We start from the raw sequence: 20,062 nt of genomic DNA, 5'->3' as shown, positions 1-20,062 counted from the left end.
GTATCAGACGGCCAGGCCGGCGGCATGGCCGGAGGCCCAGGCCCATTGGAAGTTGTAGCCACCGAGGTGGCCGGTGACGTCAAGCACTTCGCCGACGAAGTAAAGATTCGGTTGGCGCCGGGACATCATCGTGGTGGACGAGACCTCGTCGGTATCCACGCCGCCCAGTGTGACCTCGGCCGTGCGATAGCCTTCCGTACCACTCGCCACCACCGGCCAGTCGGCCAACTGTGCGCCGATGGCGTTCAATTCGGCGTCACGATACTGGCGCATCGGCCGGTTGGGCAACCAGACCTCGCAGAGGCGCTCCGCGAAGCGCCGCGGCAACAGGCTCGACAGCAGGGTCTTCAGTTCCACGCCAGGACGTTCGACACGGCCCTCGCGCAGGGCCTGCGCCGCGTCCAGTCCGGGCAGAAGATCCAGACGCAAATCGGCGCCCGCTTCCCAGTACGACGACACCTGCAGGATCGCAGGACCGCTCAAGCCACGGTGAGTGAAAAGCATGGCGTCGTGAAAGCTCGCTCCCGGCACACGCGCTTCGACCGGCAAGGCCACCCCGGCAAGACCGTCGTAGCGTTCCTGGTGCTTGCCACTCAGCGTCAGCGGAACCAAACCCGCGCGCAGCGGCAGAATGCTGTGACCGAACTGTTCCGCGAGCGCGTACCCGAATCCGGAGGCGCCGAGGCTGGGAATGGACAATCCGCCCGTCGCCACCACGAGCGATGCGGCTCGCACGTGCCCCAAAGGCGTTTCGCCGACGAAACCGTCCGTGGTGGCGCGTACGTTCGAGAGAGGACAGCTGGTTTCCACCCGGACGCCCGCCGCGGCGCATTCGTCAAGCAACATGCGCACGATCTGCTTGGAGGAGTCGTCGCAAAAGAGCTGGCCGGGCGACTTTTCATGCCACGCGATGCGGTGCCGATCCACCATGGCGATGAAATCCCACGGCGTGTAGCGCGCCAGCGCCGACTTGCAGAAATGCGGGTTGGCGGAGATGAAATGCCCCGGCGTCGTGCCGGTGTTGGTGAAGTTGCAGCGGCCGCCGCCGGACATCAGGATCTTCTTCCCGGGCCGATTGGCGTGATCCACGACGAGAACGCGGCGCCCGCGGCCCCCGGCCACGATGGCTGTCATGAGACCTGCGGCACCGGCCCCGACGACGAGGACGTCGTATTCCATGCTGGGCTTTTCCATGTGCAAACGCACATGATACCGCCCTCGCGTAAACTCGTCCGCCGCTCCCCTCGACAAGGAACCTGCCCATGCCCTCCTTCGACATCGTCTCGGAAGTCGACACCCACGAACTGACCAACGCAGTCGATCAGGCCAATCGCGAGGTCTCCACCCGCTTCGACCTGCGCGGCACGTCCGCGAAGTTCGAGCTGGAGGAAAACGTCATCACGCAGAAGGCCGACAACGACTTCCAATTGAAGCAGATGCTCGACATCCTGCGTGGTCGCCTCTCCGCCCGCGGCATCGACGTGCGCGCCACCGAAGAAGGCAAGGTCGAAACCAACCTCGCCGAGGCCAGGCAAAAGATCACCATCAAGCAGGGCATCGAGCAGCCCGTGGCGAAGAAGATCGTCGCCAAGATCAAGGAAGCCAAGCTGAAGGTGGAAGCGCAGATCAATGGCGAAAAGGTCCGCGTGACCGGCAAGAAGCGTGACGACCTCCAGGCCGCCATGGCGATGCTGCGCAAGGCCGACATCGACGTCCCGCTGCAGTTCGAGAACTTCCGCGACTAATCTGTGGGAGCCGCCATGGCGGCGAGAGGCCGGAGCAGAGGTGGGGGCCACTCTAGTGGCGAAAAGCCAAAAGCGCGGTGGGAGCCAGCCTGCTGGCGAAAAACCAACGAAGCGGTGTAGCGGCGAGGCAAGTCTCCATCGCCAGCAGGCTGGCCCCCACCGGCTAGCTCCCGTCGCCAGCAGGCTGGCTCCCACCGGCAAGTTCCGGAGCGATGTTGTTGGAGCCGCCATGGCGGCGAGAAGCCAACGGAGCGGCGAAGCCGGAAACTTGCGGGCACGCGAAGGTGAAGCGGTGAGGCCGATTGCCCTCGCCGCCATGGCGGCTCCCACATATCACGCCTCAACCGGCGGCTCCCACCGATCGGGGCAGGCACTCCGCAACCGGCGGCGCCGCAAGGCGCTGCGACGTTATAGCCCCGCGATACGGCTGCGATTGCGGCCTTCGTTCTTCGCCTGGTACAGCGCTTCGTCGGCGCGGCCCAGCAGCGAATTTAGCGATTCGGGCGCGCGCCACATCGCCACGCCCGCACTGACGGTGATGCGGATGCGGTAGTCGCCGTGGGCGATCACCATGTCACCGAGCGCGTGACGCACTCGCTCGGTGATGTCCAGGGCGTGCTCTGCCAGCGCGCCGGGCAGGCAGAGGATGAACTCCTCGCCGCCGAAACGGCCTGCCAGGTCATCGGCGCGACACATCGAGGAAATCACCCGCATCGTCTCGCGGATGACCGTGTCGCCGGCCAGATGCCCGAAGGTATCGTTGACTACCTTGAAGTCGTCGATGTCGATCAGCACCACACTGAACGGAATGCCGTCGCTGGCGGCACCCTGGCGTACGCGTTCGGCTTGTTCGAGGAAGCGGCGCCGGTTGAGCGATCCGGTGAGTTCGTCGGTACCGGCGAGATGATCGAGGCGCTCGTTGGCGGCTTTCAGGTCGCGCGTACGTGCATCGACCTGTGCCTGCAGCAACTCCGCACGCCGACGCAGGTAGAGCGTGCGCAGATAGACCAGGCCGAAGAAAGCGACCACGCCAAGCACGATGCCGCCGAGCAGCGTCCACGGGCTTTCGTACCAGCGCGGCGTGACCTCCACGCGCAACGAGGTCTCGACAGTACGGCCATCCAGTCCGCGCGTGGTCGCGCGCAGGCGCAGCGTATACGTGCCGCTGGGCAGGTTCGTGTAGATGGCACTGGGAGGAATGCCTCGCGCGACCTCGTTCCAGCCGCGGTCCAGTTCGTCGATGCGATACGCGTAGTGAGTTTCCAGCGGGGCGCGAAAATCCAGCAGGGCGAAGTCCACGCGCAGGTTACGTCCGTCGCCCGCGATGGATACCGCCTCGCCTTCCGCCGGCATCTGGCGCAGCGGCAGAGGCTTCTCGTTGACCGACACCTGGGTGACGGCAAGACGCACGGGCGCGGTCACCGGCGCCACCCAGTAAGGCCGGATGACGGTCAGCCCACCCAGGCCGCCGAACATGAGTTCGCCGCCTGGCGCCTCGGCGGCGGCGCGGTGGATGTAGCTGGGGATGCGCAGGCCATCGCGGATGCCGAGATCCGCTACGCGATGACTCGCTGCATCGACCATGGCCACGCCATTGGCCATCGACGCCCAGATGCGGTCGTCGTGATCTATGAGCAACGCGTTGATCTTCGTGTTCGACAGCCCCTCGCGCGCGCCGATGACGCCGAAATGGAAGGGGCCACGCGGCTTGAAGTCGTCGAGATACGCGATACCGCCAAACGTGCCGAGCCAGAGCCGGTGGTGCGAATCGAACGCCATCGATCCGGTGTAGTCCTGCGGCAGGCTGCTCGGATCGGCGGGATCGTGACGCAGGTTCACGAAGCCGCGTTCGCCATCGTAGGAAATGCTGATACCGCTGATGGTGGCGTACCACCACGCGTCGGGCATGCGCACGATATAGCGCACCTGGTCGCCGACCAGGCTTTTGGGATCGGCGTCGTCGTGACGCATCTGGTTCAGCGTGCCGCGCCGGGTGTCATAGCGGAACAGACCATCGTAGCCACCGATCAGAATGTCGTCGCCGTCGCGCTGCATGGACAGGATCAAGCGGCCATCCAGGCTCGGAATCATCGAACTCTTCAGTTCGAAGGTGTCCGGATCGATCCGCGAGATGCCTTGCGCGCCGGCCCAGATCGAGCCGTCCGGCGCCACCACGAAGGCCTGCACGTCACGCTCGGCCTGCTCGCCGCCCAACTGCAGGTGGTGCATGGTGCCCTTGGACAGATCGAGCACATCGATCCGGCCCATGCCCAGGCCGAGCCAGACACGTCCGCGCGGATCGACGAATACTGCATGCACATTGGCATTCGACAGCGTGTGCGTCTCCAACGGCGACGGCAGTACCGAGAACACCTTGCGCCCGTGTGGGTCGTAATGCGCTGCGCCCAGCTCCGTCGCGACCCAGATGTTCCCTGCCGTGTCCTGGAAGATGTCGCGGGTGATGTCGCCCGGCAAGGAGGACGGCATGGCCGCATCGTGGGCCAGCGGGCGCAGGCGGCCGGTGGAGAAGTCGTAGGTGACGACGCCCGCGCCATCGGTGGCCGCCCAGAGCACGCCCTGCGGCGTTTCGTGCAGCGCACGCACCGTGCGCCGACGTGCCAGGCCGTTCTTGCCGGAGAACCCCGGAACCAGGTGTCCCTTGCTCTCCGCATCCAGATAGATCACGCCGGACTGGCCCGTGCCGATCCAGATCCGTCCGCGGCTGTCCTGCAAAAGGGCCCAGACCTGGTCGTGGAGGATTTCGTCCACGGCCGGCTCGGCCGATCGCATGCGCTCGAAATGGCCGCCGGGACGGCGCACGAACAACCCGTTGTCGGCGCCGGCCCAGAGGTTGCCCGCCTTGTCTTCCATGACCACGAAGGTGCGCAGCAGCATGTCCGTCGCGTCGCCTGCGCGCGGCGCGGCATGGGTGATCCGGCCACTGGCCAGGTCGAGGCGATCGACGCCTCCTTCGGTGGCGATCCAGAACACGCCGGGTTCGCGCGCTCGCGCGATCGAGAAGATCTTGCCGCTCGACGAACCGCCCGGGCCGATCGGATAGACATGGAAGCGCATCGTGCCCGGATCGAAACGGACCAGGCCGCCGGCGTTGGTCCCGATCAGCAGGCCGCCATCGTCCAGCGGTGCGATCGCGCGCACGTAGGAGTCGGGCAGCACGGCGCCGGCGTAGGAGTCCGGCTCCTGCCCGAACACCTGCATGCGGTAGCCGTCGTAGCGCACCAGGCCGCCGAAGGTGCCGATCCAGATCAGTCCGCGCTTGTCCTGCACGATGGCGGTGGTGGTCGAATGCGGCAGGCCGTCGGCGACGCTGACGGTATCGAACCATGCCGATTCGTACACCGCCCAGGGATCGACGGCACCGCTGGGAGCCATCTGCGCGCTGGCAGGCAACGTACCCAGGCAGAGGAACCATCCCGCGAGAACCCACCACCATGCTCGGAAACGCGGGAAACGAGCGGGCCGCGACGGGCGGTCAGCCTGCATAGGCCATCGTCGGATCGACGTATCGACTGAATGCGTCGGCACTCATCGGGCGCGCGAAGAAAAAGCCCTGCCCGATGTCGCAGCCCATATCGCGCAACCATTCCGCCTGGGCCTCGGTTTCCACGCCTTCGGCGATCGTGCGCATGTTGAGCTTCTTGGCGAGCCCGACGATCGCTTCCGTGATCTCGCGATCGGCAAGATTGGACGAGCTGCCGCGCACGAACGACTGGTCGATCTTGATCGTGCCGACGGGCAGCTCACGCAGGTGGCTCAGGTTCCAGTAGCCGGCACCGAAGTCGTCGATCAGGAGATCGAACCCATGCGAGCGCAGCTTCACAAGCTGGCGCAATGTTTCCTCCGGCTGGCGCATGGCGGAGGACTCGGTCAGCTCGAAGCGGATGCGCGTGGGGTCCACGCCGAACGAACGCACGGCGCGATGCAGGGTGTCGACGAATGCCGGGCGGGTGAGCTCGTGCATCGACAGGTTGATGGCCACGTATTCCACGACCGTGCCCGCAGCGTCCCAGGCGCGCACCTGCCCGAGTACCGAGCGCAATACGTACTCGCCTAGCGCATGGATCAAACCGGAGCGTTCGGCGATCGCCACGAAGACGGACGGCGGCACGTCGCCGCGGACCGGATGCGGCCAGCGAGCCAGCGCCTCCACACCGGCCAGGGTGCCGTCGCGCAGGTTCCGTTTGGGCTGATATTCCACGGTCAGCTCCCCGGCCTGGAGCGCCTCGCGCAACTCCACGGTGAGGGCCAGGCGCTCGCGCGCCTGCTCCAGCATGCCTTCCTCATAGAAGCGGAAGTCGGCCTTGCCGGTTTCCTTGACCGCATACATGGCGGCATCGGCATTGCGCAGCAGCGCTGCGGCGACGTTGCCGTCCTGCGGCGCCACGGCCACGCCGATGCTGGGGCTGACCGCGACAAACTGGCCGTTCACGTTCACCGGCTTGGACACCAGATCGAGCACCTTGCGGCAGACCCGCACGAGGTTCTCCATGCCGCCGTAGGCCTGGACCACCACTACGAACTCGTCGCCGCCGAAGCGCGACACCGTGTCACGCGCGCGCACGCTGCTGCGGAGCGAGGTGGCCACGGCGCGCAGGAAGGTATCGCCTGCCTCGTGGCCCAACGTGTCGTTGATGGACTTGAAGCCGTCCAGGTCGATGAACATGACCGCCAGCGGCTCGTCGCGGGACGAGGCAAGCGCTTCTTCCAGCTCACGCATGAGGTACGCGCGGTTCGGCAAACCGGTCAGGGTGTCGTGATAGGCGTGGAAGGCCAGCGCGCGGCTGGCCTGTTCACGCGGGTCTTCGAGCTTTGCGTGCAGCCGCCGCCGCTGGCCGATCAGCCAGGCAATGACCACCGCCGCGAGCGAACACACCACCGCCAGGGCCACCATCCACCCGAGGCTGGCGCCGACGGTGCCGAAGCGCGCGCAGCCCGGCATACCGCCCGGCCCGAAAACGGACCAGCGTGCGCAATTCGATACGGCCCAATGCATGCCGCTCTCGACGTCACGATGTGTCAGCACACCACGCTCCGGCCTGCGAATCTGGCGACATGCTCAAGGGTGGCGCCACCGGACCGGGGGAAGGCCGGGGCGCGATGCCACTTATCCCTTGCGTTATCGGCCACCACAGCCCCTGACTTTAATGTTTCCATCGGCTCCCAGGCACGCGCCCGGTCGCCGGTCCTCCCCGCATGATGCTGCCTCGGCGAAAAAACGCAATCTCCGCGACGGCCCGCGACCGGGCCGCCGCCGTCAGTGGCCCGGTGCGCCGAGGTAGCGGTCGAACCAGGCCAGTGCCCGCGCCAGGACATCACGCCGGCTGGCGTCGCGGGCGAATCCGTGCCCTTCCCCGGGGTAGACCACCAAGGAAGTCGGCACGCCCTGGGCCCGCAGCGCGTGCCAGAATTCGAACGACTGCGGAGCTGGCGTCTCGGCGTCGCGCTCGCCGACCACGATCAGGGTGGGCGTCTTCACCTGCTTGATGAACGAGATCGCGGAGCTCTTGGCGTAGACGCCGGGGTCGTCATAGCCCGAGGCGCCGAAGTACGGCTTCATCCACTGGTCGATCAGGTTCTGGCCGTAGTAGCTCTGCCAGTTCGAGATACCCGCGCCGGCCACCGCTGCACGGAATCGCGTGGTCTGGGTCACGCCGAACATCGTCATGAAGCCGCCGTAGCTCCAGCCGGTCAGGCCGAGACGCTGATCGTCCACGGGATGGGTCTTCTCGATGGCGTCCACGCCCGCCAGAACGTCGCGGAGGTCGCCGTAGCCGAAGTCCTTGCGGTTGGCCTGAACGAAGGCCTCGCCCTGCCCGTAGCTGCCGCGCGGGTTGGGCATGAAGACGAAATAGCCCAGTGCCGAAAGCGGGGCGCCGCCGTAGCCCACGCCGGGCCAGCGCGGCGTAACCGCCGCGGCAGGACCACCATGGATCGAGACGATCATGCCGTAGCGCTTGGCCGGGTCGTAGTTCGCCGGGTAGAGCAGCCAGCCCTGGACGTCGTGGCCTTCGTTCTTCCAGGCAATGGATTCGGCCTTGCCCCAGGAGGGCTTCAGCGCGGCATTGAAGGTGGTGACGGCCTTCGGCGAGGTCTTGCCGTCCAGGTCGGCCAGCGTCACCTCCGCGGCCTTATCGAACGAACTCGCCACGAAGGCCGCCTTGGCGGCGTCGCCGCTGAGGGAGAGCGACATCGACAGGCGACCGTCGCCGATCGTCATCGGCACCTCGAACAGGATCTGCGCCGTGGCCGGACCGTTCGCGGGCAATGCATAGCTCGACACGCGACTCGCGCCCGCGGCGTGTTCGCCGACGATGAGACGATCCGATGCGGCCCAGTCCAGCCATGCCGGCGTGGTCGTGATGCCGGGCGTGACGTCCACTGGGGCGGCACCGCCCGCCGCGGGAACGGTCCAGATATCGCCGCCCGTCGATCCCTGGTCGCTCATGAGGCCGCCGATGAAGGCGATCCGCGAGCCGTCCGGCGAGAAGCGCGGCACCGCGACCTGCAGATCCTTCAGCGGACCCGGCAGCGTCGCGGTGTCGACGACGGTCGTGGGCTTGGCGCCCGGGGTGACAGCCTGCACGTAGAGCTTTGCCACCCACCAGTTGTTGTCGCCCGGCGGCTCGGCCGCCACATAGGCGATGCGTCCGCCGTCGCTGGAGAAGCTGAATTCGTAGACGTGTAGCCCGGCCGGCGTCAGCGTTCGCACTTCGCCGCCTTCGATCCCTACCGTGGCGAGCTGCTGCACCTCGATGCCCTCGACGCCGATCTCGCCAAGCTGCGGCTTGGCCGCTGCCGTCGCGCTCGCGCGACGCGTGGCGTTGGGCACATAGAGAAACCCGAGTGCCTTGCCATCGGGCCGCCACGCCAGTCCGTCCACGTAGCCCTTGAGGTGCGTGATCCGTCTCGGCGCGGCCTTCGTGGTGATGTCCACCACGTTGACGTCGTCCTGCTTGCCCTCGTCCACGCCGGTCGTCTTGCCCGCGCAGTCGGAAAGGAAAGCCAGGTGCCGGGAATCGGGTGCCCACAGGGCCGACGTCTCGCTGCATCCCTTCGTCGCCGTGACCCGATGGGCGTTGCGGCCATCGGCATCGGCGACCTCGAGCACGGTCTTGCCGGCGGTCTTCACCGTCCAGGCAAGATGCCGCGCATCGGGCGACAGCGATACCGATTCGATGGTGCGAACCTTGCCGAGCGCATCGAGGATCGCGGCGATGCGCGGATCGTCCGCCGACTTCGAGGTGTCGGCATGGGCAGCGCCCGCGCAGGCGAGCGCGACGGCAGCGGCGATCCACTTCGTACGCATGGTTGGCCTTGTGATCGTGGGAAAGGCAAAACCTTACACGCACATGAACACTCTGTGTAGGCGCGTGCCGCGTGCGGGGTCCGGGCGATCAGGCCAGCAGACGACCGTATTCCGGGTTGCGCTCGAACCAGACCTTCGCATACGAACACGCCGGCACGATCTTCCAGCCCTGGGCCTCGGCAGCCTGCACGGCGAAGCGAGTGAGCAGGTTCGCAATGCCGCGACCGCCGACGGGCGACGGCACGCCGGTATGGGTGATCGTCATCACGTTGCCGCGAAGCTGGTAGGCCAGCTCGCAGGTGTGGCCGTCCACGACGACCTGGAAAACTTCGTTCTTGCTGTCGTGGACGATGTCCAGCGGCTTGGCGTTGTCGCTCATGCGTGTTCTCCGAAGGGAGTGAGTGGGGGCCTGACGGATACATCGCTTGCAAGCATGCGCGAGTTCTTGCGCATGCACCACCGAGATGACGCGACACCCTTGCACGTGCCGGCGACAGCGGAAGCGTACACTGCCCGCGCCGCCGGCCGTGGCGGTACTTTCCGCCGCCCAAGGACACTCCGCACGTGCTGATCATCCACGAACACGGTAAGCCCCACCCGACCCAATGGACACCGGGCATGGGCAAGCCGGATGCCCCCCTCTGGATCGACCTGCTGGACCCCACCGAAGACGAACGCCGCTGTGCTGGTGAGAGCACCGGCCTGCGCGTGCCAGAGCGCAGCGACCTGACGAGCCTGGCGCTGTCGAGCCGCATCCGCACCGACGACGACGCGATGTATCTCTCGATTCCCTACTTCGCCGACACGACCCGCGCCCACCAACCGACGCCGGTCGGCATCGTGGTGACGAACCACATACTGCTGACCTTGCGCTTTGCGGATTCGCCCGCCTTCCAACTCGCCAACGACAGTTGCGCCGAACATCGCTGGGAATCCAGCGCCGATGCGCTCGCCACGTTGATCGAAGCGGTCGTGAATGTCGCCGCGAAGCGCATGGAAGACGTCTCGGCCGACCTCAAGAAGCTGTCGGATCGCATCTTTACGCCCGAACGCCTCGGCACGCCGGCCCTGCGCAACTGCATGCTCGAAGTGGGGCGGCTCGAAGGCGAGCAGGCGCGCAATCGCTCGTCGATGCTCGGCGTGCAGCGGATCGTGTCCTTCCTTCGCGCCAAGCAGCCGGACTGGATGTCCGATGACGTCGCCGTGCGCCTGCGCGTGGTGGAGCACGATCTGCGCACGTTGGACGAGTTCGACGACCAGCTCACCAACAAGCTGCAGTTCCTGCTCGACGCAAGCCTTGGCTTCATCAGCACGGACCAGAACCATGTCATGAAGGTGCTGACGGTGACGTCGGTCGCGACGATCCCCCCGGTGATCCTCGCCGGCATCTGGGGCATGAATTTCAAGGACATGCCCGAACTGACCTGGCCGCACGGTTACGCCATCGCACTCGCCGCCATCCTGATCAGCATCGTGTTGCCGGTGCTGTTCTTCAAATGGAGGGGCTGGCTCGATGGCGACTGACCGGCTTACCTCAGCCTTTCATTATTGTGAAGACCTGAAAACGTGCGCTGATTCACCTTTTGAGACATTCAAGGTCTTCATACGCTAAAGTTATCGGCCAGCCTGCCGTCACTCACCCCAACGGGTCGGTCGGCCCGCGGTAATCAAGACTAAAGGGGCGCCCTGCGTGCCCCGCTCGGGGGAGGAGTCGTCGGTGCCAGCCATGCGTGCATATAGCGATCGATGGGTCGCTCGGAAACTGCGGCCATGAAAGCCGCCTGGCACGCTCTTGCCGGCGTCCTGCCCGAGTCGCGCCTGCTCGCGTCCGTGGCGGAATTCACCCACCACCGCGATATCGACGCGTTGGACCACAGCATGGTGCTGTCGCTGGCCGAGTTGGTGGCCGTCAACAGCGTCACCCTGTGCAAGTGCGGAGAAGACCCCTCGCATCCGGTGGACTCCATTGTCGTCTGCTCGCGCAAGCCCGGTCCCGAGGGCGGCTTCGTCGTGGAGGCCGTCGATCCCGACCGCGACGGCGATGCGATCGACACCATCGTCTGCGCACTGGAAACCTCCGAGGCGATCAGTGACGTCACGGAGCACGGCGTCAATCGCCTGGTGATTCCGATCCAACGCGAGCACGCAGCCATCGGCGCCCTGATGCTCGAGGCCGAGGAACCGCTCGACGAAGTGCGCTCGATGGTCGAAGGTTTCGCGCGCATCTATGGCAACTACATCGCCCTGCTCAACGAAAGCGAGCGCGACAAGCTCACCGGCCTGTACAACCGCCGGAGTTTCGAACAGCGACTGCAGCGGCTGCTCAAGCTGCACCGCCAGCGCAGCCGGCCCGCCCCGGGACGCGCCGAACAGCGGCATGCCCCCGAGACCCAGGCGCAGCTGTTTCTCGCCATTCTCGACATCGACCATTTCAAGCGGATCAACGACACCTACGGCCATGTCTACGGCGACGAGGTGATCCTGATGCTCGCCCAGCAGATGCGCGCGAGCTTCCGCCAGGGCGACGTACTGTTCCGCTTTGGCGGCGAGGAGTTCGTGATCCTGCTGGCGGCGCCGGACGAAAGTGCGGCGAGGGCCGTGCTGGATCGCTTCCGCCAGCTCGTCGCGGAACACGCGTTCCCGCAGGTAGACCACGTGACCGTCAGCATCGGCTATGCGAGGATCAGCGAGAACGACTATCCCGAGATCGTGCTCGATCGCGCGGACAAGGCGCTCTACTTCGCCAAGCAGAACGGCCGCAACAGCGTGCACGGATACGAAGCGCTTTCTGCGCGTGGCGAACTCGCCCCAGTCGCCCTGGGCAGCATCGACCTGTTCTAGCGGGCTTGGGGCGCGTAACGTCGGCCGGGCGCCTTCCCTGCCGGCCGCACCCGGAACGCCAGGCTGATTCGCGGTCCGACTTCGGCGCGCACTTTCGGTATGCCGTGGTCGTAGTGATGCTGCGTGGCGTAGCTCATCGTGAGCACGCTGCCAGCCTCGAGGTCGATATCGAAGTTGCGCTTCCTGCCGCCGCGCTCGCGCAGCGTCATGCGCCGCGTCGCGCCAAGCGACAGCAGCGCGATCGGCGCGCCTTCGGTCAGCTCCTCAAGATGGTCGTTGTGCGGCGCGACGCTGTCCCGGCCGTCCCGATAGAGATTGAGGCCGACCGTGGTGAACGGGATACCCGTGACGTCGACGATCGCGCGCCCCGCCTCGCCGAGCACACGCGGCAGCGACGGATCGTCGAGCGCGTAGTGCTGCGTAAGCCGCGGCACGTCCACCTCGCGGCCGTACATGGCGCGACGCTGTGCCTCCCACGGGATATCCGCAAGCAGACTGGCAAACCAGGCGCTCGCACGCTCGGGCGCCACAGCGCCCGGCATATAGACGAACCGCCCGTGTTCGTCATCGACGAGCACGAGCGGTTCGGAAGCGAACAAGCCGCCCTGAGACATCGGATCCTTACTTGACGACGCCGCAGGCGATCCGCGCCCCGCCGCCACCGAGCGGCTGAGGCTCGTCGGCGTAGTTGTCGCCGCCAGCGTGAATCATGAGCGCGTGGCCCTTGAGCGTGGCGAGCGTCTTCAGACGCGGCGCCGTGACGGCGGTCGTATCAGTGCCGTCGGCAGCGACCGTGATCTTCGGCAGATCGCCTTCGTGGCCGGACGCGTCGGGCCCTTCGTGCTTGCCGGTGTGGCCCGGGTCGTAATGACCGCCAGCCGCGAGCGCCGCCCCCTTCTTGCCGTCCTTCTCACCCGGATCGCAACTGGGTTTCTCGTGCAGGTGGAAGCCGTGCTCGCCGGGCGGCAAGCCCTTCAGTTCGGGGGTGAAGACGAGGCCGCCCGCGGTTTCCGTCACGGTGACCTTGCCGACGGATGCACCCGCACCGTCAGCCGTTACGAGATGCATGGGTACCGTCACACTCTTATCGGCGGCCTGCGCGGCCGCGCAGCCGAGAAGACCGGCCACGGCCAGGGCGAGATGTTTCATCGTACGCACTCCTTGGGTCGAGGGAACCTTTCGATACTGCACCCGCCGTGCAGGAAGCGTCCAGAGCCCCATGCCCGAGGCGCCGGCTCACGCGACAGAAGTGGCCGTGCCGAAGAGACGAGCGACGTCGGCGGTGTCCAGCAAGCGCCATTCGCCCGACGGCAGGCCTTCGAGCGTGAGTCCGCCAAGCGCGACGCGCTCCAGCGTCACCACGTGATTGCCCACGGCGGCGAACATACGGCGCGCCTGGTGGTAGCGACCTTCGGTCAACGTCAGGCGCGCACGGCGCGGTGCCAGCACCTCCAACGTTGCCGGTTCGAGCGGGTCGGACTCGCCTTCGAGCATCAACGTGCCCGAGGCGAACTGGTCGCCCTCGTCTCCGCGCAGATCCTCGGCCAGCGTGGCCTCGTAGACCTTCGCCAACGCTGCCTTGGGCGAGATGATCCGATGCAGCAACTGCCCGTCGTCGGTGAACAGGAGCAGCCCCGAGGTGTCGCGATCCAGCCGGCCGACCGTGGAAAGCACCGGATTGCGCAACGCGAACCGCGGCGGCAGCAGGTCGTAGACAAGGCGACCGACGTCCTTGCGCGAGCAGGTATAGCCAACCGGCTTATGCAACATCAGCAGCATGCCCTGCGGCGGATCGAGCGGCTCGCCCTCGAAACGTATCTCGGCATGATCGACCTTGTCGTCGGCGTAGAGCACCTCACCGGAGGCATCCGTCACGAGGCCCTCGCGGAACATGGCCGCGACCTGCTTGCGGCTGCCGTAGCCAAGATTCGCCAACAGGCGCACGAGTTTCATCGGCGGGGATTCCTTGCTTCGAAGACCTTGAAGCCGCCCTGCTCGACCACCGTGCGGACGCTCGCGAAGCAGGCGTCCAACGTGGCCTCGTAGGCAAGGTGGCGATTGGCGACCATCCAGAACGAGCCCTGCGCGGCAAGCCCGCGCGCGGCCGCGGCGATGAAGGCACGACCCAGCGTAGGATCGTCCGCCCGGCCCTGGTGGAACGGCGGGTTGCTGACGATGGCGTCATAGCCTTCGTCGATGCCATGCGTCACGTCGTGCCAGCGCACGTGCGTGGCGACGGCGCGGCCGGCGCGCGTGACGGCATCCGCGAGATTGCGTCGTGCCGGTTCCAGAGCGCGCGCTTCGGCTTCGTAGAGGTCCACGGAGGTGATGCCTGCGCAGCGCTCGATGGCCGTGCAGGCAAGGTAGCCGAAGCCGGCGCCAAGGTCCGCGACGCGACCGCGGAGGTCGTTCGGCAACACGTCGACCAGCAACGCGGACGCCGTATCGATCCGATCCCAGGCAAACAAGCCGCGGCGGCTGACGAAGCGTCCTTCGGCCACCGACAAGGGTTCGTCGAGGGTGAGCCACGCCGCCTGCAGCGAGGCATCGGCGACGGCGCCCGGCCGGGTCCAGAACACGCGGCACTTGTGCTTGGAGAGTGTGGTGACGTGCCCGGCAAGCCGCGCGAGATCCGCTTCCGCGGTCTTCGCACCTTCGGTATTCGCCACGCTGGCGACCACGATGCCGCCCTCGCCCACGTGCGCCATGGCTTGTGCGAACAAGGCTCGCGATTCCTCGCGTTGCCGCGTCGGCAGCACCAGCACCACGCGGAAGCGACGCTCGGGGAGATCCGCTGTGACCTGAAAGCCCGACGCGGCGAGTGCATCTGCCGCCGGCTTGAATGATTGCTGCATCAGCCAGCCTGCACGCTTGCGCTCGCGCAACGGGAAGCCGTCGCGCGCGCGCAGGAACAGCAGGTTCTCGTCGGCCGGGAGAGTCAGTTCGCCCGTGGAGAACGGCACGAACAGCGCATCGAGCGCGGCGTCGGAAGCGGTACCGGCGGACAATGCGGTGGACCTCGAACAGGCGACAGGGAACCGCGGATTCTAGCCCACCGACTCTCAGCGCGCCCGATGCCCGCTCATTTCCGCGCCGGCGTTGCGCGGCAGGCGGGCACATACGGGCGCCGCGATCAGCGAGATCAGGGTCACGACGAGGAAGGCCGCGCTGAAATCAGGCAACTGCGCATGTTCGCGGCCGTGCCAGGACACCGAGGCATGCAGTGCGGCGGCAGCGACGCAGATGCCCAGCGAGAGCATCAATTGCTGGAAGGTGGTGTAGAAGCTCGTGGCGCTCGAAAACCGCTCGCTGGGTACGTCGGCATAGGCCACGGTGTTGTACGCACTGAATTGGAGCGACTGGAAAAAGCCGCTCAGCAACAGCACGGTGTAGATGGTCCACAACGGCCAGTCGGGGCGGAACGCGGCACACAAGGCTACGCACAGCATCGACAGCACGCCGTTCCACACCAGCGTGGCGCGAAAGCCCCACAGGCGCAGCACCGGTGCCGCCGTGGCCTTCATCAGCATGGCGCCGAGTGCGGACACAAACGTGACCACGCCGCTGTGCGCTGCCGACAGGCCGAAACCCAGCTGCATCATCAGCGGCAGCAGAAACGGCATGGCCCCCGCCGTGATGCGGGTGAGCGAACCCGCAATCACCGATAGCCGGAACGTGGTGAAGCGCATCAGGGAGAGATCGAGAATCGGATGCTCCACGCGACGTGCGTGCGCGACGTAGAGCGCGCCAACGACCAGGCCGACGACGATCAGCACCGTGGAACCGGCGACCGAGCTCGCGCCATGGCTGACCATTTCCAGGCCGAACACGAGGCAGGACAGCGACACGCCGGAAAGCACGAAGCCCAGCGTGTCGAAGCGCACCTTGTCGGGCAAGCGCACGTCGGGAATGTATTTCGAGGCCAGCCAGATGCCGGCCACGCCGATCGGTACGTTGATGTAGAAGATCCAGCGCCAGGACACCCAGGTGACGATGAAGCCTCCCAGCGGTGGCCCGACCACCGGGCCGATCAACGCTGGCACCAGCAGCCAGGACATCGCGGACACGAGTTCCGACTTGGGCACGGAACGCAGCAGTACGAGCCGACCCACCGGCACCATCATGGCGCCGCCGATGCCTTGCAGGAGGCGCGAAAGCACCAGCAGCGGCAGGTTGCCGGAGACGCCGCAGAGGATCGAGCCCAACGTGAACAAGGCGATGGCGGCGCGGAAGACGTTGCGCGACCCGTAGCGATCCGCGATCGCCCCGCTGGCGGGAATGAAGACCGCCAGGCTCAGCATGTAGGACGTGAGCGCCACGCTCATGTGCAGCGGCGACACCCCGAACGATTCGGCCATCGCCGGCAACGCGGTGGCGAGGATGGTGCCATCCAGTTGTTCCATGAACATCGCGCTCGCGATGATCAGGGCAACGGTGCGGAAACCAGGGGCGGGAGTCATCCGGGGATGGGCGGCGGCGAGGCGCATAGTTTGCGCTCCGCGTCTGTAAAGGTCGAGTTCGGGCCGCTCACCCCAACTCACGCTCGCTGCAAAAGTGGCGATCCTGCCCGGTCAGCGGATCGACAAAGCGCAGCGCACGGGCAAGCAGGCGCAGGGGATCGGCAAACCCGCCAGGGTCCGCACGCTGTGCGGGATAGACGGTATCGCCGAGAATAGGCGCACCGAGCGCCGCCATGTGCACGCGTAACTGGTGCTTGCGGCCGGTGACGGGTTCCAGCCGATAGCGCCAGTAACGCTCGCCACGTTCGAGCACGTCGATCCGCGTGATCGCGTTCGCCGGCCCCGCGCCTTCGCTCATGCGGAAGAACGGCTCACCCTTGACGATGCGGCTCTCGCGCAGCAGTGGAAACGCGACACCTGGCAGCGGCGGTGCCAGGGCCTCGTAGGTCTTGGCGATCTCTCGCTCGCGGAACAGGCGCGTATAGGCGTCGCGGCTGGACGGTCGCGCCGAGAACATCACCAGCCCCGCCGTGCCACGATCCAAGCGATGCAGCGCCACCAGATCGGGGTTGCCGAGCCGACGCACCAGCCGCATCAGCAGCGTTTCCTCCACGTGACGCCCCGCCGGCATCACCGGAAGAAAGTGCGGTTTGTCCGCCACCACGAGGTCGTCGTCTAGGTGAACGATGCGCTCCTCGAAAGGTATCCGCGGCTCGTCCGCCACTTCGCGGCGATAGGTCACCACGGCACCCGGCCGATAAGGCGCAAGGCGCGACGCGGGCGCACCGTCCACGCTGACGACACCGCGGGCCATGCGATCGAGCCATGCATCGCGGCCGACGGCGGGAAACCGCTCGCAGAGGAAATCGAGCACGCTGGCCCAGCCGCCAGGCGGCAGCACGACACGGCTCGAGAGTGGCTGCAGGTCCATGCGCGCATTGTAGAAGATGGCCGGACGGCTGATGTCCGCCGTCCCGCCGCGGCATATACTTTGCCCATCGTCTCCATCCCCGACGGGAGCGTCTCTCGTGATTGGCCGGTTCTTCAGGAAGTGGTTCGGTGCCACCGGCTCGAACACGCGCAACGAGCGCGAGCGCCCGCCGCTTTCCATGCCTGCGGCATCCATCGAGCCGACCGCCGCGCCTCCGGCCGGCGCACTCGATCCGGACGAGGTCGAGGACCGCTTCTACCGGCTCGTCTTCGGCTTCGGTCCGTCACGCGAGGGCGGTCTGTCGCCGGCCGAGCAGGCCACGCTGCGCCGCGTGCGCGACGCCTTCGGTGGCGAACGTTTCGACGTCGGTTCCCTGCCCCGCTTGCCCGCTGTGGTGCCGCAGCTCATGCGCTCCCTGCGCAGCGACGACGTCGACAGCCGTACGCTCGCCGAACAGATCGCCCGCGACACCGTGCTGGTCGGCGAAGTCATCCGTGCCGCCAACAGCGCCTATCTCAGCGCCGCCCGCCCCGTCTCCGGTCTGCCGCAGGCGATCACCCTGCTTGGCCACGATGGCCTGCGTCGCGTGGTCATGCAGATGGTGATGCGCCCGATCCTGCGCGCCGACGAGAACGAAATCACGCGCCATGCTGGCGAGCGGCTCTGGGAGCATGCCGAGCGCTGCGCCCATGCCTGCATCTTCCTCAGTCAGGGCGTGTGCGACTCGTTCGAGGCGTTTCTTGCGGGACTCGCCAGCCAGACCGGCGCCCAGGCGATCCTGCGCGAGGTGCTGCGTACCGGCTTGCCCGACACCCCCGACTACAGCGCACCGTTCGTCGCGGCACTGGGGCAGCAGGTGGAACGCCTGTCCTTGCACGCGGCCCGCCATTGGAGCTTCCCGTCGCGCGTCGTCCAGGCGCTCGCGGAACGTGCCGACCCGGCCGATGCCGGGGCACGCACACCGCTCGGCCGCGCCCTGCTGGCCTCGAGCCGCCTGGCGATGCTGGACGTGATGGTGGAGCGCGGCACGGTCGATGCGGACGCCGTGCTGCTTGCCACGCCGCCCCAGGGGTTCAGTCAGGAGCGGCTGCTCGCTTGCCGCGACGACCTGCGCGCCCGCGCCACGGCCGACGCTTGAGCCCGCCGCGTCAGCGACGGGCCGTGTGGTTCAGCGCTTGACGCCCGTCGCGACCACGTCGGTCCACAACTGGTCGGCTAGCTGGTTCGAAGCGCCACGGATCAAGGCAGGCAGCAAAGTATCGAAGTGCGGTGCCGCCGGATCGATGGGCGACGACTGGCGCACGCGATAGCCCTTCGAAACGACGAGCCCGCGCGCGACGATGCGGCAGCTCACCGAGAGATCGAGGTTGGCGTTGGTGATCGCCGCGTCGTCGTCGGTCTTCGCGGCAACACCCACTTCCAGGCTACGGCAGTTGATGATCAGGTCGGTGAAATACTTCGGCTGCAACGCGCTGCGCACCTGCGCCTGAACCACGGCATCCAGGTCGGGCGCCACCTGCACCTTCGTCTTCGTGTCGAGCCCGGTCAGCGTGACGACGGTCTGCCCCGCGCCCTGCACCGTAAGCCATGGCGAAGCCGGACTGGCCGCTACCATGCCGCTCATGTCGCTCACCATCATCGTCTTGCCACCGCACCCTGACAGCATCGCTACCGCCAGCGCGGCACCTACCTTCTTGATCACCTGCACGACCCTGTTCCCCCGAAGCAATCGCCCAATGTAGCGGCAGGCCGGCCACGCGGCAATCGTCATGAAGGTGAACGGGGCAGCGTGCCGGCTCGGCTCGACGGCGCGGAGCGGTTATCATGCGTTTTTACCTTGGCAGGTACCTACGACTGATGTTTTCGGCGCGACAGACGCCATCAGCGGGCACGGATGCACTGGCCCGGCTGAGCTGGCACGACTTCGAGCACCTGCTCGCCGAACACTATCGTGAGCAGGGCTGGCGCGTGGAGTACCACACGCCCCCCACGTCGCTGAAGCAGCTCGGCGGCGGGTTCGATCTGCGTCTGCATCGCGGCAGCGAGGTCGTCATCGTCCAGTGCAAGCACTGGGATGCCGCCGAAGTGCAGTTGGTCGACGTCAACGAATTGCTCAGTACCATGCTCAACGAGGCCGCCACGCGCGGTGTGCTCGTGACGCGCGGGCGTTTCAGCACAGAGGCCCGCGCCGTGGCGCGACGCCAACCGCGCATGCAATTGGTCGATGCAGACGTGTTGCGCGTGATGCTCCGGTTGCCCGATCACCTCGACACGTCCGTTCAGGGCGTGGCGTTGCCTGCAAGTGCGGTGGCCAAGAGCAGGCGCGTGCGCCGTGCGTCCGACGGCGACATGTCGCGCCTCGTCCCGATCATGCTGGTCGTCGTCATCCTGGCATTGCTGGGCATCTTCGTCTGGCGCGCGATGAACGACCGTCGCGCGCCCGTGGTACCGCCGCCGTCCTCCGATGCCGCCCCGGCAGCGTCCGCACCTGCCACTGTACCCGTCAACGTAACTGCGCCGCCCGCAGCGACGCTGCCACCGCCCACCGCGACGTCGACCGCAGCGCAGTCCAGCGACCGCGTCGCCCGTGAACTGGCCGAGCGAGCGCGCCTGCGCGAAGCGGCCCGAGCCGCCGCCCAGGACGCACACAAGCAGTCGGAAGACGCGATGAAGGTCATGGAGCGCAACACGCGCGAGGTCGGCGAGGCCAAGTAAGGCCAAGCGGGTGCGGCATTCTTTCACGCGACTGGAATCACGA

17 protein-coding genes are annotated in these 20,062 nt (G+C 66.8%); 5 read left to right on the top strand and 12 right to left on the bottom strand.

What is annotated here, in order from left to right; genetic code table 11:
* Positions 1-3 precede the first annotated feature (3 nt).
* The gene (locus IM816_RS08060; protein ID WP_250340481.1) at positions 4-1,179 is read right to left on the bottom strand and encodes a BaiN/RdsA family NAD(P)/FAD-dependent oxidoreductase; all 1,176 of its coding nucleotides are present in this window, start codon (positions 1,177-1,179) and stop codon (positions 4-6) included.
* Between the two features lie 83 nt (positions 1,180-1,262).
* Between IM816_RS08060 and IM816_RS08055 the strand changes: the two genes are divergently transcribed.
* Entirely contained in the window at positions 1,263-1,745 is a 483-nt protein-coding gene (locus IM816_RS08055; RefSeq protein WP_072320804.1) for a YajQ family cyclic di-GMP-binding protein, read from the top strand.
* A 408-nt stretch (positions 1,746-2,153) separates the two neighbouring features.
* Here the strand turns inward: IM816_RS08055 and IM816_RS08050 are convergent, their stop codons facing one another.
* From IM816_RS08050 to IM816_RS08030, 4 genes are all read right to left on the bottom strand, one after another.
* The gene (locus IM816_RS08050) at positions 2,154-5,249 is read right to left on the bottom strand and encodes a ligand-binding sensor domain-containing protein (protein WP_250340480.1); all 3,096 of its coding nucleotides are present in this window, start codon (positions 5,247-5,249) and stop codon (positions 2,154-2,156) included.
* The gene (locus tag IM816_RS18745) at positions 5,239-6,789 is read right to left on the bottom strand and encodes a putative bifunctional diguanylate cyclase/phosphodiesterase (protein ID WP_305884079.1); all 1,551 of its coding nucleotides are present in this window, start codon (positions 6,787-6,789) and stop codon (positions 5,239-5,241) included. The genes IM816_RS08050 and IM816_RS18745 overlap by 11 nt, the downstream gene beginning before the upstream one ends.
* Before the next feature lie 231 nt (positions 6,790-7,020).
* Positions 7,021-9,072, bottom strand: coding sequence for a S9 family peptidase (locus IM816_RS08035; protein ID WP_250340479.1), 2,052 nt, complete (start codon positions 9,070-9,072; stop codon positions 7,021-7,023).
* Positions 9,073-9,160: 88 nt separating this feature from the next.
* Positions 9,161-9,451, bottom strand: a complete 291-nt coding sequence (locus tag IM816_RS08030) for a GNAT family N-acetyltransferase (protein ID WP_250340478.1) — start codon at positions 9,449-9,451, stop codon at positions 9,161-9,163.
* A gap of 185 nt (positions 9,452-9,636) precedes the next feature.
* Here IM816_RS08030 and IM816_RS08025 point away from each other — a divergent pair, with 185 nt between their 5' ends.
* Positions 9,637-10,596 (top strand): CorA family divalent cation transporter, encoded by a 960-nt coding sequence (locus tag IM816_RS08025; protein WP_177257346.1) that lies wholly within the window; start codon positions 9,637-9,639, stop codon positions 10,594-10,596.
* 246 nt (positions 10,597-10,842) lie between these two features.
* Positions 10,843-11,913 carry a GGDEF domain-containing protein gene (locus IM816_RS08020; RefSeq protein ID WP_072320798.1) on the top strand — a complete coding sequence of 357 codons (1,071 nt, stop codon included), beginning with the start codon at positions 10,843-10,845 and terminating at the stop codon, positions 11,911-11,913.
* Here the strand turns inward: IM816_RS08020 and IM816_RS08015 are convergent.
* The 6 genes from IM816_RS08015 to IM816_RS07990 form a co-directional block, all read right to left on the bottom strand.
* Positions 11,910-12,527 carry an alpha-ketoglutarate-dependent dioxygenase AlkB family protein gene (locus IM816_RS08015; RefSeq protein WP_250340477.1) on the bottom strand — a complete coding sequence of 206 codons (618 nt, stop codon included), beginning with the start codon at positions 12,525-12,527 and terminating at the stop codon, positions 11,910-11,912. The two genes, IM816_RS08020 and IM816_RS08015, sit on opposite strands and share 4 nt — an antisense overlap.
* A gap of 7 nt (positions 12,528-12,534) precedes the next feature.
* Positions 12,535-13,062, bottom strand: coding sequence for a superoxide dismutase [Cu-Zn] SodC (gene sodC, locus IM816_RS08010; protein ID WP_250340476.1), 528 nt, complete (start codon positions 13,060-13,062; stop codon positions 12,535-12,537).
* Between the two features lie 87 nt (positions 13,063-13,149).
* Positions 13,150-13,866, bottom strand: a complete 717-nt coding sequence (locus tag IM816_RS08005; RefSeq protein WP_250340475.1) for a pseudouridine synthase — start codon at positions 13,864-13,866, stop codon at positions 13,150-13,152.
* On the bottom strand, positions 13,863-14,921 hold the full coding sequence (locus tag IM816_RS08000) for a class I SAM-dependent methyltransferase (protein ID WP_250340474.1): 1,059 nt from the start codon (positions 14,919-14,921) through the stop codon (positions 13,863-13,865). Before IM816_RS08000 ends, IM816_RS08005 begins: the two co-directional genes overlap by 4 nt.
* 54 nt (positions 14,922-14,975) lie before the next feature.
* Entirely contained in the window at positions 14,976-16,400 is a 1,425-nt protein-coding gene (locus IM816_RS07995; RefSeq protein WP_072320793.1) for a DHA2 family efflux MFS transporter permease subunit, read from the bottom strand.
* A gap of 40 nt (positions 16,401-16,440) precedes the next feature.
* Positions 16,441-17,304, bottom strand: a complete 864-nt coding sequence (locus IM816_RS07990; RefSeq protein WP_250340473.1) for a pseudouridine synthase — start codon at positions 17,302-17,304, stop codon at positions 16,441-16,443.
* Positions 17,305-17,401: 97 nt separating this feature from the next.
* Here IM816_RS07990 and IM816_RS07985 point away from each other — a divergent pair, with 97 nt between their 5' ends.
* Positions 17,402-18,442 (top strand): HDOD domain-containing protein, encoded by a 1,041-nt coding sequence (locus tag IM816_RS07985; protein ID WP_250340472.1) that lies wholly within the window; start codon positions 17,402-17,404, stop codon positions 18,440-18,442.
* A gap of 30 nt (positions 18,443-18,472) precedes the next feature.
* Here the strand turns inward: IM816_RS07985 and IM816_RS07980 are convergent, their stop codons facing one another.
* Entirely contained in the window at positions 18,473-19,012 is a 540-nt protein-coding gene (locus tag IM816_RS07980) for a hypothetical protein (RefSeq protein ID WP_250340471.1), read from the bottom strand.
* Positions 19,013-19,128: 116 nt separating this feature from the next.
* Here IM816_RS07980 and IM816_RS07975 point away from each other — a divergent pair, with 116 nt between their 5' ends.
* Complete coding sequence (locus tag IM816_RS07975) at positions 19,129-20,019, top strand: restriction endonuclease (RefSeq protein ID WP_250340470.1); 891 nt, start codon at positions 19,129-19,131, stop codon at positions 20,017-20,019.
* The last annotated feature ends 43 nt before the right edge of the window (positions 20,020-20,062 follow it).

The organism is Luteibacter flocculans (genome assembly GCF_023612255.1).
GTDB lineage: Bacteria > Pseudomonadota > Gammaproteobacteria > Xanthomonadales > Rhodanobacteraceae > Luteibacter > Luteibacter flocculans.
Note: the sequence above shows the minus strand (reverse complement) of the source record. Positions and strands in the feature narration are given on the sequence as shown.

Excerpts from the sequence above, each read along its gene's own strand:
- IM816_RS08060 (WP_250340481.1), bottom strand. The coding sequence starts at position 1,179 with ATGGAATACGACGTCCTCGTCGTCGGGGCCGGTGCCGCAGGTCTCATG.
- IM816_RS08055 (WP_072320804.1), top strand. The coding sequence starts at position 1,263 with ATGCCCTCCTTCGACATCGTCTCGGAAGTCGACACCCACGAACTGACC.
- IM816_RS08050 (WP_250340480.1), bottom strand. The coding sequence starts at position 5,249 with ATGCAGGCTGACCGCCCGTCGCGGCCCGCTCGTTTCCCGCGTTTCCGA.
- IM816_RS08035 (WP_250340479.1), bottom strand. The coding sequence starts at position 9,072 with ATGCGTACGAAGTGGATCGCCGCTGCCGTCGCGCTCGCCTGCGCGGGC.
- IM816_RS08030 (WP_250340478.1), bottom strand. The coding sequence starts at position 9,451 with ATGAGCGACAACGCCAAGCCGCTGGACATCGTCCACGACAGCAAGAAC.
- IM816_RS08020 (WP_072320798.1), top strand. The coding sequence starts at position 10,843 with ATGAAAGCCGCCTGGCACGCTCTTGCCGGCGTCCTGCCCGAGTCGCGC.
- IM816_RS08015 (WP_250340477.1), bottom strand. The coding sequence starts at position 12,527 with ATGTCTCAGGGCGGCTTGTTCGCTTCCGAACCGCTCGTGCTCGTCGAT.
- sodC (WP_250340476.1), bottom strand. The coding sequence starts at position 13,062 with ATGAAACATCTCGCCCTGGCCGTGGCCGGTCTTCTCGGCTGCGCGGCC.
- IM816_RS08005 (WP_250340475.1), bottom strand. The coding sequence starts at position 13,866 with ATGAAACTCGTGCGCCTGTTGGCGAATCTTGGCTACGGCAGCCGCAAG.
- IM816_RS07995 (WP_072320793.1), bottom strand. The coding sequence starts at position 16,400 with ATGCGCCTCGCCGCCGCCCATCCCCGGATGACTCCCGCCCCTGGTTTC.
- IM816_RS07990 (WP_250340473.1), bottom strand. The coding sequence starts at position 17,304 with ATGGACCTGCAGCCACTCTCGAGCCGTGTCGTGCTGCCGCCTGGCGGC.
- IM816_RS07975 (WP_250340470.1), top strand. The coding sequence starts at position 19,129 with ATGCGTTTTTACCTTGGCAGGTACCTACGACTGATGTTTTCGGCGCGA.